At 67.8% G+C, this 15,162-nt stretch carries 13 protein-coding genes; 3 read left to right on the top strand and 10 right to left on the bottom strand.

Annotated features, from left to right (window positions below):
- Nucleotides 1–13: 13 nt before the first annotated feature.
- Both B8460_RS02835 and B8460_RS02830 read right to left on the bottom strand, forming a co-directional pair.
- Nucleotides 14–1,225, bottom strand: coding sequence for an MFS transporter (locus tag B8460_RS02835; RefSeq protein WP_048860056.1), 1,212 nt, complete (start codon nt 1,223–1,225; stop codon nt 14–16).
- Nucleotides 1,226–1,256: 31 nt separating this feature from the next.
- A complete protein-coding gene (locus tag B8460_RS02830) occupies nt 1,257–2,690 on the bottom strand; it encodes an NAD-dependent succinate-semialdehyde dehydrogenase (protein ID WP_048860059.1) in 1,434 nt (477 codons plus the stop codon).
- Between the two features lie 221 nt (nt 2,691–2,911).
- On the opposite strand from B8460_RS02830, the gene B8460_RS02825 reads away from it, so the two are divergent.
- Complete coding sequence (locus tag B8460_RS02825) at nt 2,912–4,132, top strand: MFS transporter (RefSeq protein WP_048860055.1); 1,221 nt, start codon at nt 2,912–2,914, stop codon at nt 4,130–4,132.
- A 3-nt stretch (nt 4,133–4,135) separates the two neighbouring features.
- On the opposite strand, the gene B8460_RS02820 is transcribed toward B8460_RS02825, so the two are convergent.
- From B8460_RS02820 to B8460_RS02785, 8 genes are all read right to left on the bottom strand, one after another.
- Nucleotides 4,136–4,735 (bottom strand): 2-hydroxychromene-2-carboxylate isomerase, encoded by a 600-nt coding sequence (locus B8460_RS02820; RefSeq protein ID WP_048860054.1) that lies wholly within the window; start codon nt 4,733–4,735, stop codon nt 4,136–4,138.
- Between the two features lie 2 nt (nt 4,736–4,737).
- Nucleotides 4,738–6,507 carry a hydantoinase B/oxoprolinase family protein gene (locus tag B8460_RS02815; protein WP_048860053.1) on the bottom strand — a complete coding sequence of 590 codons (1,770 nt, stop codon included), beginning with the start codon at nt 6,505–6,507 and terminating at the stop codon, nt 4,738–4,740.
- A gap of 15 nt (nt 6,508–6,522) precedes the next feature.
- Nucleotides 6,523–8,631 carry a hydantoinase/oxoprolinase family protein gene (locus tag B8460_RS02810; protein WP_048860052.1) on the bottom strand — a complete coding sequence of 703 codons (2,109 nt, stop codon included), beginning with the start codon at nt 8,629–8,631 and terminating at the stop codon, nt 6,523–6,525.
- A gap of 116 nt (nt 8,632–8,747) precedes the next feature.
- Nucleotides 8,748–9,830: an ABC transporter ATP-binding protein gene (locus B8460_RS02805; protein ID WP_048860051.1), complete on the bottom strand. Its 1,083-nt coding sequence runs from the start codon at nt 9,828–9,830 to the stop codon at nt 8,748–8,750.
- 60 nt (nt 9,831–9,890) lie between these two features.
- Nucleotides 9,891–11,126: an ABC transporter substrate-binding protein gene (locus tag B8460_RS02800; RefSeq protein ID WP_048860050.1), complete on the bottom strand. Its 1,236-nt coding sequence runs from the start codon at nt 11,124–11,126 to the stop codon at nt 9,891–9,893.
- Nucleotides 11,127–11,199: 73 nt separating this feature from the next.
- On the bottom strand, nt 11,200–12,048 hold the full coding sequence (locus B8460_RS02795) for an ABC transporter permease (RefSeq protein WP_048860049.1): 849 nt from the start codon (nt 12,046–12,048) through the stop codon (nt 11,200–11,202).
- Nucleotides 12,049–12,055: 7 nt separating this feature from the next.
- Entirely contained in the window at nt 12,056–12,925 is an 870-nt protein-coding gene (locus B8460_RS02790) for an ABC transporter permease (protein ID WP_048860058.1), read from the bottom strand.
- A gap of 47 nt (nt 12,926–12,972) precedes the next feature.
- Nucleotides 12,973–14,070, bottom strand: a complete 1,098-nt coding sequence (locus tag B8460_RS02785) for an ABC transporter ATP-binding protein (RefSeq protein ID WP_199445522.1) — start codon at nt 14,068–14,070, stop codon at nt 12,973–12,975.
- A gap of 452 nt (nt 14,071–14,522) precedes the next feature.
- On the opposite strand from B8460_RS02785, the gene B8460_RS02780 reads away from it, so the two are divergent.
- Nucleotides 14,523–14,693 (top strand): Flp family type IVb pilin, encoded by a 171-nt coding sequence (locus B8460_RS02780; protein ID WP_084623166.1) that lies wholly within the window; start codon nt 14,523–14,525, stop codon nt 14,691–14,693.
- 58 nt (nt 14,694–14,751) lie between these two features.
- Nucleotides 14,752–15,162: prepilin peptidase (locus B8460_RS02775; RefSeq protein ID WP_048860048.1), on the top strand; the 411-nt coding region annotated here is incomplete at its 3' end.

The raw sequence follows: 15,162 nt of genomic DNA, 5'->3' as shown, positions 1-15,162 counted from the left end.
GCGGCCGGCGGCGTCAGCGCCGCCGGCCGCGCGCCGTCTCCACGTCCGGCAGCAGCGCCGTCATCAGCCCGATCAGCGGCAGGAAGGCACAGACGCGGTAGACGAAATCGATGCTCGTCCAGTCCGCCAGCACACCCAGCAACGCGGCGCCGAGGCCGCCCATGCCAAACGCGAAGCCGAAGAACAGGCCCGACACCATGCCGACCCGCCCCGGCATCAGCTCCTGCGCATAGACGACGATAGCCGAGAACGCGGATGACAGCACCGCGCCCACGATCACGCTCAGCATCACCGTTGCCGGCAGACCGACATACGGCAGCACCAGCGTGAACGGCAGGATGCCGAGAATCGATCCCCAGATGACTGCCTTCCGTCCGATGCGGTCGCCTACCGGGCCGCCGATCACCGTGCCGGCCGCCGCCGCCGCGAGGAAGACGAACAGGTAGACCTGCGCCGTCTTCGTCGACACACCGAAGCGATGCATCAGATAGAAGATGTAATAGCTGGTAAAACTCGCAAGATAGAAATACTTTGAGAAGATCAGCGCCAGCAGCACGGCGATCGCACGCTTGATCTGCCGCGACGACAACCCCGTCTGCTCGGCCGCTCCCTGCCGCGGTGCCGGCCGCGCATGGCCCTGGGTCTTGTACCAATGACCCAGCATCGACAGGATCGCGATGCCGCCCATCGCCGCGAGCGAGAACCACGCGAGGCTCGTCTGCCCACGCGGCACCACGAAAAACGCGGCGATCAGCGGCCCGAGCGAGGAGCCGAAATTGCCGCCGACCTGAAAGACGGACTGCGCCAGCCCGTGCTGCCCGCCCGAAGCGAGCCGCGCGATACGCGACGATTCCGGATGGAAGATCGACGACCCGATGCCCAGCAACGCCGACCCGGCAATCAGCGTCGCATAGTTCGGCGCATAGGCGAGCGTCAGCAGTCCCACCAGCGTCGATGCCATGCCGACCGGCAGCGAGAACGGCATCGGCCGGCGGTCGGTGAACTGCCCGACCACCGGCTGCAGCAGCGAGGCCAGCGCCTGATAGGTGAAGGTCAACATACCGAGCTGACCGAAGCTGAGGTCAAAGCCGCCCTTGAGCAGCGGATAGATCGCCGGCAGCAGCGACTGCATCATATCGTTGAGCAGATGGCAGACGCTGATCGCCCCGAGGACGAGCGGCGCGCCCGCCCGCGCCCGGGATGGTGCGGCGATGGCCTCACTCACGGCGACGACCCCTCCGATGCGTCCGGCCGGATCAGAGGCCGGCCTGGGTGATGAACTTCGGGTTCAGATAGGCCTCGATCGCCTCGGAACCACCTTCCGACCCGTAGCCGCTGTCCTTCACCCCGCCGAACGGCACCTCCGGCAGCGCGAGGCCGACATGGTTGATGGACACCATCCCCGCCTCGATCCCGGCGGCAATGGCGTTGGCTGTCCGGGCCGAGCGGGTATAGGCATAAGACGCGAGACCGTAGGGCAGCCGGTTCGCCTCGGCCACCACCTCGTCGAACTCGGCGAAGGGCTGCATCACCGCGACCGGCCCGAACGGCTCCTCGTTCATCAGCCGCATGTCGCGATTGACGCCCGTCACCACCGTCGGCTCGAAGAAATAGCCCTTGTTGCCGATACGGTTGCCGCCCTTGCGTATCTCCGCGCCCTTCTGGCGCGCATCGGCCAGCATGCCCTCGATCGCCGGGATGCGCCGCTCGTTCGCCAGCGGGCCCATCGTCACACCCTCGTCGAGCCCGTTGCCGATCTTCGCCCGGCCCAGCGCGGTCGTGAACTTGTCCACGAACTGGTCATACACGCGCTCCTGCACCAGAAAGCGCGTCGGCGAGATGCATACCTGACCGGCGTTGCGCAGCTTGAACCCGGCCATCTGCTTCGCCGCCACGTCGACGTCGGCATCGTCGAACACGATCACCGGGGCGTGTCCGCCCAGCTCCATCGTGACGCGCTTCATGTGCTGCCCGGCCAGCGCCGCAAGCTGCTTGCCCACGGCGGTCGAGCCCGTGAACGTCACCTTCCGGATCGCCGGATGCGCGATCAGATACTGGCTGATCTCGGCCGGCACGCCATAGACCAACCCGACCACCCCTGCCGGCACGCCAGCATCGGCGAACGCCCGCAACAGCTCGGCCGGCGAGGCCGGCGTCTCCTCCGGCGCCTTCACCACGATCGAGCAGCCGGCCGCCAGCGCGGCGGAGACCTTGCGCACCACCTGATTGATCGGGAAGTTCCACGGCGTGAACGCCGCGACCGGACCCACCGGCTCCTTGACGACGAGCTGATACACGCCCGGGGCACGGGCCGGGATCACCCGGCCATAGGCGCGGCGCGCCTCCTCGGCAAACCAGTCGATGATGTCGCAGGCGGACAGGATCTCGATCCTGGACTCCGCCAGCGGCTTGCCCTGCTCCAGCGTCATCAGCCGTGCGACGGCATCGGCCCGTCCGCGCAGGATATCGGCCGCCTTGCGCATCGCGCGGGCGCGGTCATGGGCGGAGGTACGGCTCCACACGCGAAAGCCGGCAGCGGCAGCCTCGGCGGCGGCGTCCAGGTCGGCCGGCCCGGCATGCGCGACGCTGCCGATTCTCTCCTCGGTCGCCGGATTGATCACGTCGATGGTCCGGCCCCCCTCGGCGGGGCGCCACTCGCCGGCAATCAGCAGCTGCACGTCGGGATACATGGCCGTCTCCTCCTTGCGCACGCCCGGCCTTCGGGCACTCGGGCGTCTGTCGTCATTCGATATAGCCGGGCGGATAGGTCCCCGTCGCCCCCGCGCGGGACGAGTCTGGCCCGTCCCGCCGGCGGGTCTGTGCCGGCTGCCGTGCGCCCGCCACGCTTTGCGTCCGTCCCGGCGGCGGCCATAAGGCCCAGCCAGGGGACCGCGACCGGGAGGACAGCACCTTGAACGACCGCCTGAAGGCCCAGCGGCACGTGGTTGCCGCCTGTTACCTCGGCTGGACGCTGGATGCGTTCGACTTCTTCATCCTGATCTTCGTGCTCAAGCAGGTCGCGGCCTCGTTTCACACGACGCTCACCCCGATCACCTGGGCGATCTTCCTCACCCTGCTCCTGCGGGTCATCGGCTCGGTCATCTTCGGCCGGCTGGCCGACCGCTACGGGCGGCGGCCGACGCTGATGGCCAACGTGCTCATCTACGCGGCACTGGAGTTCGCAACCGGCTTCGCGCCAACGCTGACGGTGTTCCTCATCCTGCGCGGTCTCTACGGCATCGCCATGGGCGGCGAGTGGGGCGTCGGCGCGTCGCTGACCATGGAAAGCATCCCTGACAGCTGGCGCGGCCCGGTCTCCGGCATCCTCCAGGCCGGCTACCCGAGCGGGTATCTTCTGGCCTCGCTGCTCAACTACGCCGAACCGCTGCTCGGCTGGCGCGGCATGTTCATGGTCGGCGCCGCCCCCGCGCTGCTCGTGCTGTACATCCGCAGCAGCGTGCCCGAGAGCCCGGACTGGACGGCGCGGACCGAAGCCGAGCGGCGCGCCCCGATCCTGGACGTGCTGCGCCGGCATTTGCCGCTGACGATCTATGCCGTCGCGATGATGACGGCCTTCAACTTCTTCAGCCACGGCACACAGGATCTCTACCCCAGCGCGTTCCTCGCCGGGCAGCACGGCTTCGACCCGGCCACCGTCTCGACCATCGCCGTAGTCTACAACGTGGGCGCCATCCTCGGCGGCCTGTTCTTCGGCACGCTGTCGCAGCGGATCGGCCGTCGCATGGCGATCGTCATTGCCGCCCTGCTGTCGCTGGCCGCGATCCCGCTCTGGGCCTTTGCCGGGGCGCCGGTCTGGATCGGCCTTGGCGCCTTCCTGATGCAGTTCTGCGTGCAGGGGGCCTGGGGCGTCGTGCCGGCTCACCTGAACGAGCTATCGCCGGCCGAGGTGCGCGGCACCTTCCCCGGACTCGTCTATCAGCTCGGCAACTTCATCGCCTCCGGCAACGCCACCATCCAGGCATCGATCGGCGCCCATATGGGCCACGACTACCGCTGGGCGCTCGCGGGCGTCGCGGGCGCGGCGGGGCTGGTGATCGCCGTCGTGGTCGGGTCGGGACGCGAGGCGCGCCACGTGACGATGCGCCGGGCCGACGAAGGACCGGCAGCCTGATGATCAGCGCCCCGCGTCCCGCTCCTCGATCCGGCGCGTCAGCAGCGGGATGCGGTCGTTGCCCCAGAACAGCTCGCCGTCGAGGATCATGCTCGGCACGCCGAACACGCCCAACTCCTCCGCCTCGGCGGTGATCGCCGCCACCCGCTCCCGTCCCTCACCGCGCGCATAGGCGGCATAGTCCGCGGCGTCGCCGCCAAGCGCCGCGACGAGGGCCGACATCTGCCCCAGATCGTCGATATCCAGCCGGCGGTCCCAGAACGCCGCGAAAACCGCGTCGTGATACGGGCGGAAGAAGCCGTGACGCTGGGCATACAGCATCCCCGCGCTGGCAAGCGTCGCGTCATAGATGCGCTTCGGCCCCTTCAGCACCAGCCCCTGCTCGCCGGCGAACCGGCGCGCATCCATGTAGGAATAGCGCACCTTGCGCCAGAAATGCGGGGTGCGCGTCTCCACCGGCCCCATGAACTCGTCGATGCGGAGCGTGTAGGGCAGCCATTCCAGCGTCACGCCATGCGTGCGCTCCAGATCAAACAGCGCCGCATTGGCGACATAGGCATACGGACTTTTGTAGTCCGTATAGACGCGCACCCGCGCTGGCACGTTCAGCTCATCCCGGCGCGCCGCTTCTCCGTCGCCGGCAGGTCGACCGCCCAGCCATAACCGTCATCGACGGGCTTGAGCACCACGCCATAGACGTCATGCGCATGCGGCGGATCGATGAAACCGTCGAGCACGTCGTCCAGCACCTTGGCCGGGTCGCGCTCGATCGGGTTGCCGTAGCCACCGCCGCAGGGCGACAGATACGACATCACGTCGCCCGGATTGGTCAGCAGACCGGAGAACTTCGCCGGGTGCTGCCCGACCTTTGACCGGTCCGCGGCATTGTACACCTCGACCCGTCCGCCATGGCCCGGATGGCCGCCGAAGATGCCCCACGGCACATCGTCGTGCCGGTCCGCCTCGTGCGTGATCGACCCCGCGCCGATGAAGCGCTGCGACTTCACGACCCCCATGCCGCCCCGGAACTTGCCCGCCCCGGGCATCACGTCGTCGCGCACCTCGTAGCGGTCGCAGATCAGCGGCAGATGCATGCCGAGATCCTCGATCGGATTGTTGCGCGTGTTGCGCATCAGCTCCTCGACCGTGTCCGGCCCGTCGGAATTGGGCCGCCCGCCCATGGCCGCCTCGTTGACCTCGAGGAACACCCAGTAATCACCGGACGGCCGCACGCCGGAATAGGCGGCGAAGGACAGCGTCGCCGCGTTCCCCGCGGTGCAGCGATCCGGCAGCACGGGGGCCAACGCCTTGATGATGCAGTCGGCCACACGCTGAATCTGCGAAAAGCGCGCCTCCGCCGCCGCCGGCATGATCGGGTTGAAGATGCAGCCGGGGGGTGCCGTGACCTTCACCGGCCGGAACGATCCCTCGTTCGCCGGGATCGGATCGGTGTTGGTATAGGTGTCGAGCAGCAGGGCGCGGAAGGCGAAATAGCACGCGACCTTGGTCGACCCTTCGAACGGCACGTTGAACGCCGTGGGCACCTGCGGCGACGATCCCGTGAGGTCGACCTCCACGCCGTCACCGCGGACACGCACGGTGACCTTGACCGGCAGGTGCTTGCCCCGGTTGCGGCCGTCGTCGTCGAGGAACCCGTCGGCGGTATAGTCGCCATCGGGGATCTTCGCGATCTCACGCCGTAGCATGGCCTCCGAATAGTCCATCAGCTGCCGGGTCGCCTGGATCACTGTCGCCGTGCCGTACTGCGCCAGCAATTCCTGGAACCGCCGCACGCCAAGCTCGGCCGACGCGACCTGGGCTGCGAGATCACCCATGACGAGGCTCGGTACCCTTGTGTTCTCCCGGATATACCGCCACAGCGTCTCGTTCCGACGCCCCTCGTCGTAGAGCTTCAGCCCGTTGAGAAGCATCCCCTCGGAATAGACGTCAGGCACGTCGATGATCAGGCCGGGCGTCGCCGCACCGATATCGACGTGATGCGCCGTGTTGGCCGAAAATCCGACCAACTCCCCATCGTTGAACACCGGCATGACGATCGCGATGTCGGGCGAGTGGCTCGCGCCATAGTACGGATGGTTGTGGATCACCACGTCACCCGGCTTCCACGCATCGAGCGGAATCGATTTCTCGATGCCGCGCAGATAGCCCGGCAGGGAGCCGATATGCATCGGCGTCGAATCGCTTTCGGCAAGCGTGTTGAAGTCGCGGTCGAACAGCCCCGCGCCGAGATCCTGGCTCTCGCGGATGATGGACGAATAGGACATGCGGTACAGAACGTTGCCCATCTGCTCGGCGATGGAATGCAGCGCGCCGCCGATCACCTGCAGGGTGATGGGATCAACCGTCTCGGTCATGTGCTTCGCTCCCCTTCAGCGGCTGATCGTGATGTCGCCGTGCGACAGCACCCGCGCCGTGTAGCCGGGCGGGACGATCGTCGTGCTGTTGTGCTGGGTGATGATGGCCGGCCCGCGCACGATGTCGTCGGCCAGCAGCTTGCCGCGCGCATAGCGCGGCGTCGGCAGCACCTGCCCGTCATCGAACACGGTCTCGCGGACAAAGCTTCTCGCCTCCGCCGGATCGGTGCGACCACCGCGCGGGATCGCCGGCAGCTGCAACGGCACCGTCGCACCCGTAGCGATCACTCGCAGCGTGATCGCCTCGACCAGCTGGTCGTCGAACGCATGTCCGTAGACCTGTTTATGCACCTCGTAGAAGTCGGCGATCACCGCGTCGAGACTTGCGGCCGTCACCGGCCCGTCGGGCAGACGCGCCCGCAGTTCGAACCCCTGACCAACATACCGGCACTCGATGACTCGCTGATAATGCCGCTTGTCGGTGGCGATGCCGTCGCTCTCAAGCTGCGCGGCACCCTCGGCGATCATCTGCGCGAACGAGTCCTCCAGCATCGCATACTCGTCCGCGCCCGCGCGGCTGAGCACCGTCAGCACCGACCGCGTGTACTCGTACTGAAGCTGCGTCTCCAGCAGGCCGATCGCCGCCGTGATGCCCGGATGCAGCGGCGAAATCACGTCCTTCGCCGCGATGATCTCACCCAACGCGACACCATGCAGCGGTCCCGCGCCGCCGAACGCCATCAGGGTGAACTGCCGCGGATCGACGCCCTTGGCCACCGATGCCGCGTTGATCGCCAGCGCCATGTTGTTGTTGACGATCCGCAGGATGCCGAGGGCCGCATCCGTCACCGACAGGCCCAGCGGGTCGGCGATATGCGTCTTGATGGACTGCCGCGCGAGCGCCGCGTCGATCTTCAGGTCGCCGCCCAGGAACTGGTCCGGATCGAGCCGCCCCAGCGCCACCTGCGCATCCGTCACGGTCGGCTCCGTGCCGCCCTGCCCGTAACAGGCCGGCCCCGGGTCCGCACCGGCCGAACGCGGTCCCACACGGAACGCGCCGCCCGCGTCGACATAGGCGATCGAGCCGCCGCCCGCGCCGATCGCGTCGATGTCCAGCATCGGCACCAGCACCGGCAGCAGCGCCACCTGCGTGTCGCGCGGGTTCTTGATCGTCAGCTGCCCGTCGCGGATCACGCTGATATCGGCCGACGTGCCGCCGATATCGATCGTGATGACATTCGGTCGCCCGCACGCCTCGCCCGTCGTGCGCGCGCCGATCACACCGCCCGCCGGTCCCGACAGCAGCAGCCCCACCGGCCGGCGGATCGAGTTCTCGACCGTGGAGATGCCGCCGTTCGACTGCATGATGCGCACCGGCGCATGTACTCCGGCCTCCCGCAGCCGCCCCTCGAGCTGCTGCAGATACGACGCCGTGCGCGGGCCGATATAGGCGTTCATCGCGACCGTCGAGAACCGCTCGTACTCGCGGATCACGTTGACCACGTCGGACGACGCGCACACATAGGCGTCCGGCATCACCTCCTGCACGATCTCCTTCGCGCGCTGCTCGTGCGCGTTGTTGAGGAACGAGAACAGGAACGCGATCACCACCGCATCGAGCTTACGCTTTGCGAACAGCTCGGCCGCCGCCCGCACCTCATCCTCGTCGAGCGGGGTTTCGATGCGCCCGTCGGGCGGCATCAGCCGCTCGGTCACCGCGATGCGGTTGCGCCGCTTGACCAGCGGCGCGCTCTGCCACGGCACGTCGAACTGCAACGAGAAATTATGCGGCCTTTTGTGCCGCGCCATGTGCAGGATGTCGCGGAAGCCGCGGGTGGTGATCATGCCCACTTCCGCGCCGCGCCGTTCGATCACCATGTTGGTGGCGACCGTCGTGCCGTGGAACAGCAGCGTGATCTCGTCCGGCGCGATGCCTGCGATGCGGCAGATTTCCGTCACGCCGCGAACGACGCCGATCGACTGATCGGACGGCGTGCTCGGTACCTTGTGGACGACGATCCGGGCCTCGTCCCCATCGCGCCGCTCCAGCACGAGATCGGTGAACGTGCCGCCGACATCCACGCCGACGCGCGTCGCGATCGACCTGTCCCGAGGTTGCGCCATCCCTGTTCCTTCCCTGACGCGTCGGCCCCGCGGGCGCCGTCGCTATGGCATCGTTACGCGCGGTGCGCGCGGCTTTGTCTGGTCCTGGTTCGTCCACTCCGGCCCGTCGGCGGCGTTCAGTCCGCCGCGACCACCGTCGCATCGGGCGGCTGCCAGGTCAGCATCACTTCGCCCTCTGACCATTCGCCCGTGAATTGGTCGCGGTGCGTCTCGATCAGTATCTCCTGCCCGTCCGGCAGGGCAATCCGCAGCCGCACGGCCGTGCCGAGGATCGTGCGGCCCAGCACCCGTCCGCGCAGGCGCTCGGGCCCGGCGGCGGCCGTCGCCGCGGTGATCTCGAACGCCTCCGACGGGATGCTCAGCAGCGCCGCCGTGCCGGAGGTGAAGACCGCCCCGTTGGTCGCACCCCGCATCGGCCCGAAGGCCGTCGTCAGCGTGGCAATACCGTCCTCCACCCCCGCGACGCTACCCGCCAGCAACGTGTTGCGGCCGATGAACCGCGCGACGAAGGCGCTGCGCGGTCTTGTATACAACTCATAGGGGTCGCTGATCTGCTCCGACCGGCCGCGGTTCATCACCACCACCCGGTCCGACAGCGTCAGCGCCTCGCTCTGCGCGTGCGTGACGAAGACGAACGTGATGCCGATCGTCCGCTGCAGCTGCTTGAGCTGATGCTGGATAGACTTGCGCAAATTGGCATCGAGCGCGCCGAGCGGCTCGTCGAGCAGCAGGATGTCCGGCTCCACCACGAGCCCGCGCGCCAGAGCCACCCGCTGCCGCTGGCCGCCGGACAGTCCCGGTGCACGCTGGTCGGCAACATCGCCCAGCTCCAGGCGGTCGATCATCGCATCGACCCGCCGCTTGCGCTCCGGCGCGGCCACGCCGCGCACCCGCAGGCCGTATTCGATGTTCTGCCGCACGGTCATGTGCGGAAACAGCGCGAAGTTCTGGAAAATTGTCGAGGTCGGCCGTCGTTCCGGCGGCAGGTCGCTGACATTGCGACCACGGATCAGGATGTCGCCGCTGGTGCTCGCCTCGAAGCCGGCGATCATCCGCAGCGTCGTCGTCTTGCCGCAGCCGGATGGCCCGACGAACGAGACGAACTCGCCCTTCTCCACACGCAGGTCAAAGGCGACCACGGCCGGCGTGCCGTTGGGGAACGTCTTACCGAGCTGAACCAGCTCGAGGTCATAGGTCAAGCGCGTGGCTCTCCGTCGGCGCGGCGGCGTGCGACCGCCGCGCCTGCATGGGGACTGCGATTAGGCGTTCAGGAACTCGTCCCACTTCTGAACGAGGTGATCGTATTCGTCCGGCCACTGGTGCCAGTACGCCACGTTCGCCGCCCGCGTCTCCAGCGAACCCCCGTCGCGCAGGTCGCCGTCCTTGATCCCGCGGTCGGGCTTGCCGGTCCACGGCTTGCCCTCGTACCAGAACGCATAGCGCGCCGGGTCCATGACATCCTTGATCTTGGTGGTGGGCGAGTAATAGCCCTGCTCCGACACCGTGATGCCCGGCGGACCGGAGAGCCAGTAATCGGCATAAGCGATCACCGCGTCATGATTGGGCGAGCCGACGAGCGGCGTGATCCCGATCGTCCAGGCGCGATAGCCTTCCTTCGGCACCGCGTATTTGCACGGCTTGCCCTGCGCCTTCACCGCCATCACCGCCGGCTGCCAGGCGTCGCAGACCACCATCTCGCCGGACGCGAGGTAGTTGACGAGCTCGCCGAAATCGCCCCACAGCGCGCGGAATTGACCGTCCTTCTTCTTGGAAATCAGGAACTTCGACGCCTCGTCGATTTCCTTCGCCGACGGGTTGCCCGGATTCTTCACCTCCGACATGCCCATCGTGTTCATCGCCATGATCGCCTCGCCGAAGGCGATCAGCGGATCGGTGTTCAGCCCGGATTTGCCCTTCCACTTCTTGTCGAAGATGGCGGCCCAGGTATTCGCTTCCTCGGCGCTCACCTTGTCCGGGTTGTAACCGACGGAATCGTAATTGTAGACGCTCGGCACCATCCACAGCGCGGTATGCGCCTGGTCCTTCCAGATCTGCCCGACGATCTGCGCCTTCTCCGGCCATTTGGGGTTCGGCTTGGTGAAGGTCTCGCGGATGGCGGTCCAGTTCTTCAGCGACGCCACGGGTACCGCGTCGGCCTTGTCGGACTGCGTGACCGCCGGCAGCCGTTCGGCCGTGCATTCCCAACAGTCGAAATCGGTCGAGCCCGACAAAATCTTGGTCTGCGCGTCCGGGAACGTCGCGGCCGTGCCGGTGGTGCCGCCGACGCCCGATTCCTTCTGGAACGAAGCCAGGATGCGGTCCTGCACGGTGACCGACAGACCGATCGTGCGCAGTTGCTCCGATTTGAGCTTCGCCGCCTGCGCAAACGCGCGGCGCGAGTTCAGGAACGGCGTACCACCGCCGAGCGCGAGCGCCGCCGCGCCCATGCCGGCCTTCAGGACGCGCCGGCGCCCGATGTCGTCAAGACCGCTCATCACAACCCCCAAGACCACTGTTTACGCCGGGCTGTCGGGCCGGCTGCCGTGGCGCCTCTTTGCGCCCTCATCCTCACCGCACATCCTCCTGGATCGCGACCCGCCGCGCCCGCCGCACCGACAGGGCCATCAGCAGCCCATAGACCGCCAGCAGCGCGAACGAGAACAGCGTCGTCAGCACGCCGAAGGCAAAGATGTTCGGATGTATCTCGATCGAGAATGTGCCGTAGATCGCCAGCGGCAGCGTCTGTGCCCCGCCGGCGGTGAACAGCGTGCGCGGAAATTCGTCATAGGACAAGGTGAAGGCGAACAGCATCGCGCTCAGCACGCCGGGAAAGATCAGCGGCAGGGTGACCTTGTTGAACGTACGGAACGGGCTGACCCCCAGACTCCAGGACGCCTCCTCCACCGACCGGTCAAAGCGATTGAAGATCGCCAGCATAACCAGGAAGGCGAAGGGGAACGTATAGACGACATGGGTCACGAACGAAGTGCTCCACCAGTGTCGCGCGACGCCCAGATGGTTGGCCAGCAAGGCCGTGCCCAGCCCGACCAGCACCCCGGGCACGATCATGCCCAGAACGATCAGGTAGAACACCACTCCCGAAAAGCGGAACTTCTCGCGGAACGCCTGTGCCGAGATCACGCCCAGGACCGTCGCGGTGACCATCGTCAGGAACGCCAGCGTCAGCGACCGCACCAGCGCATCGCCGATGGGCAGCGGCGCCACGCGTGACGGCGGCGTCAGCCCGAACAGGTGCCGGTACCAATAGGTCGACCAGTGGATGATCGGAAACTGCGGGCCGCCCTCCGGACCCGACTGGAAGCTCAGGATGCCGAGCACCCCGAACGGCGCATACAGGAAGAACAGGAACAGGCCGGTGAACGCCGCCAGCGGCCAGCGGAGCGCGCTCCTGATCATCGCCGCCTCAAAGCTCCCGCCGCAGGTCGGCCAGCCGCAACAGCAGGGCGACGATCACCGCCATCAGCACCGTCAGCACCACGCCCACGACCGAGGCAAAGGCCCATTTCAGGGAACCGACCTGCTCGACGATGATGTTGCCCAGCATGTTGACCTTGCGTCCCGAAAGCTCCGCCGGCGTGGCGAACTCACCGAGCACCATGACCGACACGAATACCGCGCCGACCACCACTCCGGGCATGCTGAGCGGCAGGATGATGGTCCGCAGCACCCGCCACCAACTCGCGCCCAGGTCGCGCGCCGCCTCGATCACGCTCGGGTCGATGCGCGACAGCATGAAGGCGATCGGGCCGACCATGAACACGACATAGATCTGCGTCATGCCGATCACCACGCTCAGCTCGGTGAACAGAAGCGCCTCGATCGGCTGCTTGATGATGCCCAGATGCAGCAGGATCAGGTTGACCGCGCCCTCGGTCCCGAGCATCGGCCGCCACGCCACGACGCGGATCAGGAATGACGTCCAGAACGGCACCACGCAGGCAACGAGTACGATCGTCTGCGTCGTCTTGTTGCGGATGAACATCCCGATATACAGCGCGACCGGATAGCCGATCACCAGCGTCAGCGCCAGCACGATGACCCACAGCCGGATGGTCGTCCAGAGCGCCGACAGATACGTCTCGGACGAAAAGAAGAACACCCAGCTCTTGGTCGTCAGCACCGGTACGATCTTGAACGTGTACTGCGTCCAGAAGCTGACATAGACGATCATTGCAATCGGCGCGAGCAGGAACAGCGTCATCCACACGACTGCCGGCGTCAGCAGCAGCAGGCGCCCCACCCGTCTGCGCGCCAGCCGCGTGCGGTCGCGCACGGCCGCATCCTGCGGCCGCCCGGCCGCGATCGTCGCGTCGGCGTGACTCATCGCTCGGGATAGACCCGCGCCTGCGCCGCCGGCCAGCGCAGCGCGTAGCGCGCCTCGCGCAGGAAATCCGGCGGCCGCCGGTGGCCGAGATGATATTCCACCTCAAACGGGTGGCCGGTGCCGATGTCGAAAAACCCGCTCATGCGTGCCCCCGCGTATTCGCTCGTCAGAAACCGGGCGGCCACCTGCACCATGCCCGGCGGCGGCAAGGGCCCGTCCTCGGTCACGTCGATCCGGTCGTTGCGGATGCAGTAGCGCCCGGCACGCCCGCCGCCTTCCGCCGCCTGCTCCGCACCGAGCGCCAGACGGACGGGTCCGGCGACGAAGCCATCGGCCTCGATGCGTCCGCTCAGCACGTTGTAGCAGTTCAGCCGCGCCGCGACCTCGGCGCTGTCGGGCCGGTCGACCAGCGTCTCGGGCGCGTCGATCTGGCTGATCCGCCCGCCGTCGAGGACGGCCACGCGCGTGCCCATCGCCAGCGCCTCCTGCTCGTTGCCGGTGACATGCAGGAATGTGGCGCCCAGCCGGTCGTGCATCCCGCGCAGCTCCACCATCATCCGCTCGCGGAGATTGGCGTCGAGCGCGCCGAGCGGCTCGTCGAGCAACACCACCCGCGGCTCCGTCACCAGCGTCCGGGCAAACGCCACCCGCTGCTTCTGCCCGCCGGAAATCTGCGACGGGAGCCGTCCGCCGAGCCCGCTCAGCCCGACCAGCTCCAGCATCGCCTCCACCCGGCGTCGCACCGCGGCACGGTCGTGCATCGCGTCGTGCGCGCGGTTCAGCAGCCCGAACGCGACGTTGTCGTGCACCGTCAGATGCGGAAACAGCGCGAATGACTGGAAGACAAAACCCACGCCGCGCGTATGCGCGGGCTGTCCCAGCACCGGGACATGATCGATGAGGACGGCCCCCGCGTCCGGCGTTTCGAACCCGGCCACGATCCGCAGCAGCGTCGATTTGCCGGATCCGCTCGGGCCGAGGATCGTGACGTAGTCGCCGCGGGCAACCTGCATCGACAGGTCGCGCAAAACCGGCGTCGCGCCATAACTTTTGCTGATGTCACGCAAGTCGAGTGCTGCGGTCAACGCGTCCACTCGCTCCGGCTGATGGGGGGCAGGGTCTGGTCCACGGCGCCAAGTGTTAGCAAGTTAGCTGCCACCCCGGACCCGCGCAACCGAGCCGCCTGCCACGCGCGCGCCCCCGGCGTCACGCCGCAAACGGACGCACGCTGCCTACAAAACAGCCGCATGCGGGGTTTTCACACCTCTGACCGGACAAAGCGGTCGCGCATCCCATGCCGCAGCCGTTAGGCACGGCTTAACCGGCGGCACGGACACTCGCCTGCGGCAAGACCGGCTGCGGCGTTCACCGTTAGGACGAAAAATGAGACCGGTTTACGCATTCTTCAGACTGCCCCGGCACTCTGACGGCATGGAGCGGCCACGCGGCGCTCCGTGGTCGGTGGCACCGCACGCCCCGGCCCTCGGCTCAACGGAGACCGTCCGGCGCGCCCGCATCCGCCCGGACCCGGCAAAGGAGGCTTCGCATGATCTCGTTCCTCAAGGACCTGCTGCTTCTGCGCGGCGACCGCCGCGGGGTGACGGCGCTGGAATACGGCCTGATCGCGGCACTGATCGCCGTGGTGATCGTCAGCGCCGTCACCGGGCTCGGCACCAAGCTGAGCAATACATTCAACCAGATCTCCAACTCGCTGTGACCGGATCGCGCGACCCGCGCGCGCCCGGCACCGGCCGGTCCATGCCCGGAGCGCGGCGGTGATCGCCGACGCCCTGTTCGGCGGCGCGGCGGCGCTGCTTCTCGTCGGCGCATGGGCCGATCTCGCCCGGCGGATCATCCCCGACGGCATCAGCTGCGGCGTTCTACTGGCGGGCGTCGGACTGCGCCTCGTCGAAGGGGCGGCGGCGGCGGTGTGGCTGTGGGCGGCGGGCGCCGCGCTTCTGACGTTCATGGCGCTGGCGCTGGTGTGGCGCTGGGGTCTGATCGGCGGCGGGGACGTGAAGCTGCTTGCCGCGAGCGTGCTGCTCGTCCCGCCCGCCTCGGTGCCGGCGCTGCTCCTCAGCACGTCGCTCGCCGGCGGGGTGCTCGCGCTCATCTACCTCGCCGCCGGGGCCGTCGCCCGCCGTCGGGGTCCGCGTCCCGCCGGCGGGCCGCCGCGCACGGTCCTG

This window comes from Acidisphaera rubrifaciens HS-AP3 (assembly GCF_000964365.1).
Lineage (GTDB): Bacteria > Pseudomonadota > Alphaproteobacteria > Acetobacterales > Acetobacteraceae > Acidisphaera > Acidisphaera rubrifaciens.
This window is presented reverse-complemented; position numbering and strand designations above follow the sequence as displayed.

Excerpts from the sequence above, each read along its gene's own strand:
- B8460_RS02830 (WP_048860059.1), bottom strand. The coding sequence starts at position 2,690 with ATGTATCCCGACGTGCAGCTGCTGATTGCCGGCGAGTGGCGCCCCGCC.
- B8460_RS02815 (WP_048860053.1), bottom strand. The coding sequence starts at position 6,507 with ATGACCGAGACGGTTGATCCCATCACCCTGCAGGTGATCGGCGGCGCG.
- B8460_RS02810 (WP_048860052.1), bottom strand. The coding sequence starts at position 8,631 with ATGGCGCAACCTCGGGACAGGTCGATCGCGACGCGCGTCGGCGTGGAT.
- B8460_RS02800 (WP_048860050.1), bottom strand. The coding sequence starts at position 11,126 with ATGAGCGGTCTTGACGACATCGGGCGCCGGCGCGTCCTGAAGGCCGGC.
- B8460_RS02795 (WP_048860049.1), bottom strand. The coding sequence starts at position 12,048 with ATGATCAGGAGCGCGCTCCGCTGGCCGCTGGCGGCGTTCACCGGCCTG.
- B8460_RS02780 (WP_084623166.1), top strand. The coding sequence starts at position 14,523 with ATGATCTCGTTCCTCAAGGACCTGCTGCTTCTGCGCGGCGACCGCCGC.